The sequence below is a fragment of the Cupriavidus sp. 05N40 genome (assembly GCF_056397305.1).
Genome location: NZ_JBFTND010000020.1, coordinates 40,395 through 49,250, shown reverse-complemented (window position 1 = coordinate 49,250; position 8,856 = coordinate 40,395). Strand labels below are relative to the sequence as shown.

The 8,856-nt window shown below is 71.7% G+C and carries 4 protein-coding genes and 1 pseudogene; 2 read left to right on the top strand and 3 right to left on the bottom strand.

The features are described from left to right. Positions 1–374, bottom strand: a 374-nt coding sequence (locus AC1DO7_RS07250; protein ID WP_477115942.1) for an acyl-CoA dehydrogenase family protein, incomplete at its 3' end; no start/stop codon positions are given. Here AC1DO7_RS07250 and AC1DO7_RS07245 point away from each other — a divergent pair. Then, a pseudogene (locus tag AC1DO7_RS07245) lies at positions 276–551 on the top strand (hypothetical protein); the annotation flags it as partial. The gene AC1DO7_RS07250 and the pseudogene AC1DO7_RS07245 overlap by 99 nt on opposite strands. Here the strand turns inward: AC1DO7_RS07245 and AC1DO7_RS07240 are convergent. Together AC1DO7_RS07240 and AC1DO7_RS07235 are read right to left on the bottom strand one after the other, a co-directional pair. Next, positions 455–2,356, bottom strand: coding sequence for a feruloyl-CoA synthase (locus AC1DO7_RS07240; RefSeq protein WP_441614835.1), 1,902 nt, complete (start codon positions 2,354–2,356; stop codon positions 455–457). The pseudogene AC1DO7_RS07245 and the gene AC1DO7_RS07240 sit on opposite strands and share 97 nt — an antisense overlap. Before the next feature lie 408 nt (positions 2,357–2,764). Then, complete coding sequence (locus AC1DO7_RS07235) at positions 2,765–5,623, bottom strand: winged helix-turn-helix domain-containing protein (RefSeq protein ID WP_477115940.1); 2,859 nt, start codon at positions 5,621–5,623, stop codon at positions 2,765–2,767. Positions 5,624–5,994: 371 nt separating this feature from the next. On the opposite strand from AC1DO7_RS07235, the gene AC1DO7_RS07230 reads away from it, so the two are divergent. Beyond that, complete coding sequence (locus AC1DO7_RS07230; protein WP_441614831.1) at positions 5,995–8,724, top strand: winged helix-turn-helix domain-containing protein; 2,730 nt, start codon at positions 5,995–5,997, stop codon at positions 8,722–8,724. Positions 8,725–8,856: the final 132 nt, after the last annotated feature.

The window sequence follows — 8,856 nt, the reverse complement described above, 5'->3', positions numbered from 1 at the left end:
GCCTTGAGGTCGCTGCCGGTACCCGGCTCGGTCATGCCGATGGCCAGGATGGCTTCGCCCGAGCACACCTTGGGCAGCCAGCGCTGCTTTTGCTCGTCGCTGCCCAGGCGGTTGATGTACGGGGCAATGATGTCGGAATGCACGCCGAAGCCCAGGCCGCTGACGCCGGCGCGCGCCAGTTCTTCGTTGTAGATCGCGCAATGGCCGAAGTCGCCGCCGCCGCCGCCGTACTCGGTCGGCAGCGTGATGCACAGCAGGCCTTCGCGGCCGGCCTTGAGCCAGGTTTCGCGGTCGACCACGCCGGCCTTGTCCCATTTGGCCTGGTGGGGAACGCACTCGCGTTCGAGGAAGCGGCGCACCGTGGTGCGGAACATTTCGTGGTCGTCGCGGAAGACGGTACGGGTGACTTGCATGGAAAGCTCCGGGAAGATGGGGTAAGGGGCTCGATACGGTGTCAGCGCACGCAGGCGATGTGCGCCGCGGGTTCGGGGTGGAACAGTTGTTCGACGAGATGGGCGCGGCGCGCGCGGGTGGCGGCCTGGTTGACATAGCCTTTGTCGGCGATCTCGTTGGCATCCATCGAAGGCGGCTCGGCCATCAGCATCAGGCGCTGCACGCTCAGGCTGCTGGCGCCGCCGCCCTGGGCGCGCAGCCGCTCGCTGAGCGTGTTCACCACCAGCGGGTGGCGCACCAGCGCTTCGGCGTCCAGGTCGGCCAGTGCCGGGTCAAGCTCGCGGCAGGCCGCGAGGTTGGGCCAGGCCAGCGCGGCCAGGTAGTCGTGATCGTGGCCGCAGACGACGGCATCGCTCAGCAGCGGCGCGCATTTGTCGACCAGTGCCAGGCGCACCGCGCCGGTCCGCACCCAGGTGCCGTTGGTCAGCTTGAAATCCTCGACCACGCGGCCGGCGAACGTCAGGCCGCGGGCCGGATCGGCGGGATCGGCCAGGCGCACGGCGTCGCCCAGGCAGAAGTAGCCTTCCTCGTCGAAGGCCGCGGCAGTGAGGTCGGGACGATTGACATAGCCGGCAAAGACGAAGGGGCCGCGCATGCGGATCTCGTAACGTCCGTCGCCGCCGTCGAGCGGCACCAGCTTGACTTCGGCGCCCGGCATCGGCACGCCGACATTGCCGACGCCGTCGGTGGCCCAGCTGCAATACACGCCCATGCCGGTGGTCTCGGTGGAGCCCAGGCCGGAGCAAAAGACAATGCGCTCGCCCACGGTCTGTTCGGCCGCGCGCTGGATGCGTTGCCACACGTCGCGCGGCAGGCTGGCGCCGCCATAGCTGAACATCACCGCGTTGGCGAACAGGCTGCGCGCGAGCGCCGGGTCGCGTTCGATCTCGGCGACCAGCACGGCCCAGGCGGACGGCACGCTGGTGAACACGGTGGGCGAGACCTCGCGCAGGTTGCGCACGGTGCGCTGGAACAAGCCGGGCACGGGGCGCCCGTCGTCGATATGGTGGGTGGCGCCCAAGGCAACGGCGCGCGTGAAATTGAGCACGCCGCCCAGGCCATGGTGCCAGGGCAGCCAGTCGAGGAACACCGGCTGCCGCTCGACGAGGGCGGCGAGGTTGTTCGCGTAGTAGGCGGTCACGGCCGCGAGATTGCTGTAGGCGATGGCAACCCCCTTGGGTACGCCGGTGGAGCCCGAGGTGAACAGCACGCGCACGGTGTCGGCGGGGCGAATGGCGGCGCGGGCGCTGGCCAGCGCGGCCAGCCGCGCGGGCGTCAGCTCGGTGGCGGTCAACGTGCTCCAGGCAAGCTGGCCGGCCGCCGCGCCCTCCACCGCGATGACCTGCGCCTCGGGGCGTTCGAGGGCTGCGATGGCGCGCTCGAAGGGCGCGGCTGCCTGGACGAAGAACGCCGCCGGCGGCACCAGCCCGGCAATGCCTTTGAGGCGCGCGAAATCGCGGCTGATGGTGGCATAGGCGGGCGACACCGCGGCGGCGGGCACGCCCACGTATTCGGCGGCCAGCAGCAGGACCGCCTGCTCGATGGAGTTGCCTGACAGCAGCATCAGCGGCCGGTCTTGCCCGAGGCCGAGCTCGAGCAGGGCGGCTGCCACGGCCTGGACCTGGTGCCACAGTTCGGTCCAGCTGATCGAGCGCCAGGCCCCCTGCGCATCGCGCTCGCGGAAGGCGGCATTGGCGCCGCGCTGGTCCGCCCATTGGGGCAGGAAGTCGGCCAGGCCTTGCTGCGGGATGACGGCGGGCGGGGTCGCGCAGCGCAGCAGCAGCGTGCCGTCGTCGCGGCGCTCGACCAGCGTGGGGCGCTCGGGAAGCCCGGCGGGCCGGTAGACGGGAACGACGGGACGGTCGGCGGCAGCCGGCGCGTGCGCGGCCATTGGAGTGTTCATTGCACCTGTCTCCTGGGCTGGATGCGCGGGTGCGCGCCAGCCGTTTGTTCTTGCTCTGTGTGTTCCCGGGGCCAGCTATCGATGCGGATTCGCGATGCGGATTCGCGCGATTGCAGCGGGTATTGGCATGTCGCTAAGTTACCGCCAAGGGGGGGCGCGCCATAACCACCCGCGTCAGGTGGTTCCGCCTGCGGCCCGGGTGGCCCTGGGCACGGCAACGGGACGATCGCCGACGGGCCGGGCCGCCGCGCGGGGCGTCAGGGCATGCCAGCGCGGGCCATGCGCGGGCACGCGCCGCCGGCTGGCCGACGGCGGCGCCCGGCGGCCAGGAGGAGAAGGAAAGAGAAGGAAAGGAGCGGGGAAAGGGGAAGGGAACGGCGCGGGGCCGGGGCGCCGCGCGCGGCAGGCTCAGCCGCCCTGGCCAGGCAGGTCGGCGTCCGGGTCCGCATCCAGTGCCATGTCGCGCACGCGCGCCACGGCCTCGTCGCGGCTGCTGACACCGAGCTTGCGGAAAATGTTCCGCAGGTGCCATTTCACGGTTTCCGGCGACAGGCCCAGCGTGCGCGCGATCTTCTTGTTGGGCAGCGCTTGCCCGAGCAGCCGCACCACATCGGCCTCGCGCTCGCTAAGCGCTTCCGCGCCGGTAGCGGCCAGCCCGCCGGCGCCGGCTACCGCAGGTGCGGCGGGTGCGGCAGGCGCGGCGGGCATGCCGGCCGCCTGTGCTGCCTGCGCGGAGGACAGGCGCTCGACGTAGAAGGCCAGCAAGGGATCGAGCGCCTGGTCCTGCATGATCGCGCCGAGCAGGTCGAGTGCCGCCGGCTCCGCATCGAGCAGGCTGCGTACCAGGCCGAGACGATGGCCCCGGCGCAAGGCCGCCAGCAGCTTGTCGCGCGCGGGCTCGGGCATGCCCAGGCGGAAGTCCACCACCGCGCCCTGCCATTGCAGCTGGGCCACGTGGCGCTGCCAGCCACGCGCGTCGCACAAGGCGATCAGCGGCGCCAGGCGCTGCGCCGCGCCCGCCAGGTCGTCGTGCGCCAGGCATAGCTGGATGCGCGCGCGCTCGGCCACCACGCGGATCTCATCGAGTGCGCTTGGCTGCGTGTGGGGGTGGCGTGCGTCGATGACATCGAGCCGCGCCAGCGCGGCATGCGCGGCATCCGGGTCGCCATTCGACAGGTGTCGCCGGACTTGTTCGCCGAGGCTATGGGCCAGCAGGCGGTCCAGGCCCAGTTGTGCGGCGTACTCCTCCAGCCGCTCCAGGTAGGCCGATGCATCGAGCCGGTGGCCGGCGGCCCAGTGGCATGCCGACAACACCATCAGCACGCGCAGCACCGAGTCCGGAATCGAAACCCGCTCGAGCACATCCACGCGGTCTTCCAGCAGCCGGCGCGCGCCAGCGATGTCGTTTTGTTCGTAGAGCACTTCGCCGAGCAGCGCGGCGGCGAAGCAGCCGGGCTCGGCCGCCGCGCTGCCGGCCCTGTCCGCTTCGTACAGGACGTCACGGCAGATGCGCTCGACCTGGATCATCTTGCCTTCCAGGGCGAAGCTGAAGCCCACCACGCAGCGCCCGTTCAGGCTGCCGGAGGCGGTGCCCAGCAGCGGCGTGCCTTCGACCAGCAGCGGCGGCGCTTCGGCCTGGATGCGGCGCGCGCGCTCGTACTCGCCCAGGTGCATGTACAGCCACGACAGCAGGTTGTTGCGCCCGCCCACGGTGGCCGGCTCGACACCGGCGGGCGTCTGCAGCATCTCCGGCAGCAGGGACATCGCGCTGTCGGTGTCGTCGCGCTGCACCGCCAGCCCGAAGCGCAGCATGGTGAGGCGGTAGCGGGCGAGCAGGTCGTCTGGCGCAATGTCGGCAAGCAGGCGTTCGATGCTGGCCGCGGCTGCGTCCAGCTCGCGTGCGAAGGTCTGCATCTGCAGGGTCAGCAGGCGCAGCTTGATGCGGGCCTGGATTTCCTCGGGCGGCAACAGGCGCATCAGCCTGATCAGCTTGCGCTGTTCGCCCCTCGCGCCGAGCGTGCCGGCATGTTCCTGCACCAGGTCGGCGGCCGCGGCGGTCYCGCCCGCCAGCACGGCGTGGCGCACCGCCTCCTCCAGCAGGCGATGGGCGCGGAACCAGTGCCAGGCAGCCGTGTGCACGGCACGCTGCTGGCCTTCGCTGCGCGCGCGGAAGCGCTCCAGCAAGGTCTCGCGCAGCAGCGGGTGCAGGCGGTACCAGGTCTCGCGATCCGGCCCGTCGACCGGGGCGATAAAGAGGTTGTCGCTGTCGAGCCGCGCCAGTAGCGCGACCGCATCGGCCGAGGTTTGCGACTGGTCGCCCAGCGCCACGCACAGCGAGGCGCTGAAGCGCTGGCACGCGGCCGCGCGCACCAGCAGCTCGGCTTCGGCCGGCGCCAGGCGGGCCAGCACTTCGCGCTCGAAATAGTCGGCGAAGGCACCGGCGTCCTGCACATTGGCGCGCACGAAGGCGTCGGCCGACGATACGCCATCGATGAGCTGCTTGCGCCGCTTCCAGCGCGTGGCAAACAACTGCAGCCCGGCCACCCAGCCATCGGTCAGCTCGTGCATCAGGCGCGCGTCGCGCGTGGTGATGTCGCTCAGCTGCGCCTTCAGGAAGCGCTCGGACTCCGCCAGCGTGAAGCGCAGGTCGCGCTGGTCCAGCTCCAGCACCAGGCCCTGGTCACGCAGGCGGCCGAGCGAGAGCGGCACGGTGCCGCGCGATGCCAGCGCGATATGCAGGTTGGCGGGCGCGTAGTCGAACAGCCACTGCAGTGCCTCATGGACCCGCGCGTCGGCAAGATGCTGCAGTTCGTCGAGTACCAGGACCAGTTCGCGCGGATGCGCGGCGATGCCCTGCACGAGCGCTAGCACGGTGCGCTCGACCGCTTCGGGGTCCACGCCGCGCCCGCCCAGCAGCGCCGCTTCGCGCACGATCGCGGGATCRACCCGGGCCAGGCTGCCCAGCAGGGCATCGAGCAAGCGCGCCAGGTCGTTGTCGTCGGCGGACAGGGTCAGCCATGCCACGTCGAAGCCAAGCGTCAGCAAGGCCTGGCGCCACGCCAGCAGCGTCGCGGTCTTGCCGCAGCCGGCCGGGCCTTGCAGCACGATCGCGCGCCGGCGCCGCGCCTCGGTCAGCTGGGCCAGCAGGCGTTCGCGCGCCAGCACCCTGACCGTGTCGCGCGGCGGCTGCAGCTTGGCCTGGCCGGTGGYGTCCGGTGCCGCGCCGGGAAGTGGGCTTGCGCCGGGGGTGGAGGGACTTTGCGGCATAGGTAACCGGTGCCTTCTTGCTGGCCTGGCGCAGGCCATGCCGGCAAGCGCCAGGCGCAGATGAAATGGTGCATTGTACAGCGCACCTGCCGCGGCCCGGGCCTTGCCGGGGCCGGCGCGCACCGCTTTTTTGCGCGGGATTCGCCGCGCTTGCGCGTGGCCTGCGCGCGCGGCCACGGGGGCCACCCGGATCAGGTGGGGGAGCCGGGACAGGGGCTCGCGCAATGCCACCCTAGTATATATTTCGCGCAATCGGCGAAGGTGCGCGTTCTCCCCGGTTACGCGCACCTTCGGGACGCCCGACCTTCACCGGGGCAAGCCGGCCGTACCTTCGCGTGCCGCCCGACGGTCTTGCCGAGAGCCGAAATCCGATGCAACGGTATCATCCTGTTCCCCCTGCCGAAGTGGCGCCGCCACGCCTTGGCAAGCGCCTGATCGTGCGCGAAGCCTTGCTCGCCAGCCTGCACGACGCGCGCCAGCGCAAGCTCGTGCTGATCACCGCCGGTGCCGGCTTCGGCAAGACAACCCTGATGGCGCAGTGGCGCCAGAAGCTGATCCGCGAAGGCGCCAGCGTGGCGTGGCTGTCGCCATGCGCCGGCGAGGATGCGCCGCAGGCATTGTGGGCAGGCCTGCGCGCCGCCTTGCTTCATGCGGCAGGCCCCGGCGCCCAGGCGGCATGTCCGGACGATGCGCAGGCCGCGCCGCAACGCCTGGCTGCTGGCCTGGTCCGGGCGCTGGCCACCGCGCGCGAAGAACTGTACGTAATGATCGACGAGTTCGACCGCGTCGGCGACCCCGCCAGCCGGGCCTTGCTGCAGGCCATCCTCGAAGCGCGGCTGCCCAACCTGCACCTCGTCATCGCATCGCGCAAGGCGCCGGCGCTGTTGCTGGGCCGGCTGCGCGCGCTGGGCGAACTGGGCGAGTTGGGCGGCGCCGACCTGGCATTCTCGTATCCGGAAACACTCGCCTTCCTGAAATTGCATCGCGACGCACGCGTGGACCTGGATGCCGCCACGCGCCTGCACTCGCTCAGCGACGGCTGGCCTGCCGGGCTGCAACTGCTGTCGGCCTCGCTCAAGCAGGGGCAGCGCCATCCCGCTCGCCTGCGCGCACTGGCGCCCCATGCCGATCGCCTGCATGCCTACTTGCTGGAGGATGTGCTTGCCGGCCTGCCGGGCGAGTTGCTCGCCTTCATGCAGTCGGTCTCGGTGCTGCCGCGCTTCAATGCGGCGCTGGCCGCCTTTGTCACGGGCGCCGGCCACGCCGCGGCGCTGATCGAGGCGATCGACGCGCACGGCTCGTTCCTGCTGCCCGCGCACGCGCACACGTGCTCGCCCACGGATGAGGCGGGCGACTGGTACCGCTTCCATCCGATGTTTACCGCATTCCTGGCGCAGCGCCTGGCAGCCGGCCAGGAGGACGTGGCCGCGCTGCATCGCCGTGCCGCCGCATGGTTCGTGCGGCAAGGGGACTTCGCCGAGGCGGTGCCGCACGCGCTGCTGGGCAAGGATTTCGATGCTGTCGCCGGCCTGGTGGAGCGCGCGCTGCCGGCCCTGCCCAGCCTGAGCCAGCTGCGGGCCTTCCGCCAATGGATCGAAGCCGTGCCGTGCGAACGGCTGGCGCCGCATCCGCGCCTGCTGCTGCTTGCCGGCTGGGCCAGCGCCGTGACGGCGCGGCCCGCCGAGGCCGAGGCATGGATGACGTTACTCGAGGCGGCCCGCCCCGGCGCTGGCGTCTCGCGGCATGGCCGGCTGCTGCGTGGCGTGATCGCCCTGCAGCGCGATGACATGGCGCAACTGGAAGCGATCCTGGCCACGCTGGATCACGTCCCGCTGGGCCTGGCGGCGCTGGAGCACATCCGGCTCGGCCTGACCCTGCGCTGCCTGGCCGCGCGCGGGCGCCACGCGGACGTGCGCGATCTGCTTGCCTCGGCCGCGGCAAGCGCGGCGCGCAACGGCACCGGCGAACTGGCGCTGATGGCCCGGGCGACCACGGCCGGCGCGCTGCTGCTCGAAGGCTATGCCGTGCAGGCCGAACGCCTGAGTACGGAGGCCCTGGCCGATGCGGAGCGCCGTCATGGCCGCCGTTCGGTCGGGGCCTGCTTCTGCGCGGCGACGGCGGCGGTGGTCCTGTATGAGCGGGACGACACCGAGGCGGCGCGGCTGGCCCTGGCCGACCGGCTCGACATGCTCAAGCTGTCGTCGCCCGATGTCGTGCTGCGGGCCGCGCGGTGCCATGCCCGCCTGGAAGCGCTGGCCGGGCTGCCGCACGACGCCGTGGCCTACCTGATCGACATGGAAGCGCATTTCCGCGGGCGCGGCATTGCGCGCGGGGTCGCGCACATGGTGTCCGAGCGGCAGCGCATCGTGCTCGCGGGAGGCGACTGGCGGCACGCGCAGTCGCTGCAGGCCGCGCTCGACCTGCTGGCCCAGGGCCATGCGGGCGAGACCATGATCATGGCCGCGCTGGCGCGCGCGCGGCTCGCGCTGGCCATGGGCGAGGCGCAGGGCGCGCTGCTGGCGCTCGAACCGGCGCGCGCTGCGATCACGGGGCTGGGCAGGGAGGCGATGATGGTCACCTCCGATGTCCTGCAGGCCCTGGCGCTGGATGCGCTGGGGTGCCACGTCGAGGCTACCGCTTGCCTGGAGTCGGCGGTGGCCACGGCGTATCGCCTGGGCCTGGTGCGCACGCTGCTCGATGAAGGCGAGCGTGTGGGCGGCTTGCTGGGGCGCCTGGGTCGGCGGGGCGATGCCACGCAGCAAGCCTATCTCGCCAGATTGCAGGGCTTGCCGCCCGCCATGTCCGCTACGTCCGCCACATCAGGGACATCCGCGACCTCCGCAACAGGCGGCGAGCGCGTCGGCACCGCGACGCACGCGCCGGGCAAGACAGGGCTGCCGGGCCTGACCCGCCGCGAGCAGGAGATCCTCGGGCTGCTGGAGCAGTCGATGTCGAACAAGCGCATCGCGCTGGCGCTCAATATCAGCGAGCTGACGGTGAAGTGGAATCTCAGGCAGATCTTCGCCAAGCTCGGCGTGTCGCGGCGCTACGATGCCATCGTTGCCGCGCGCCGGCAGGGCCAGCATACGGGGGCCGGCTGACGGCACCGGCGTGTGCCCGGCGTGTCGGGTATGTCGGGCCGCAGAGGCCCGCGCCGGCTGTCTTGTGGCCAGCCGGCGCGGACGCGGCGCTTGAGTACCGGTCCAGGTCAGGCGCTCACGATAAGCGCTCAC

What these genes read in the sequence shown, in the direction of transcription:
- AC1DO7_RS07230 (WP_441614831.1), top strand. Translation starts at nt 5,995, where the DNA reads ATGCAACGGTATCATCCTGTTCCCCCTGCCGAAGTGGCGCCGCCACGC.
- AC1DO7_RS07240 (WP_441614835.1), bottom strand. Translation starts at nt 2,356, where the DNA reads ATGAACACTCCAATGGCCGCGCACGCGCCGGCTGCCGCCGACCGTCCC.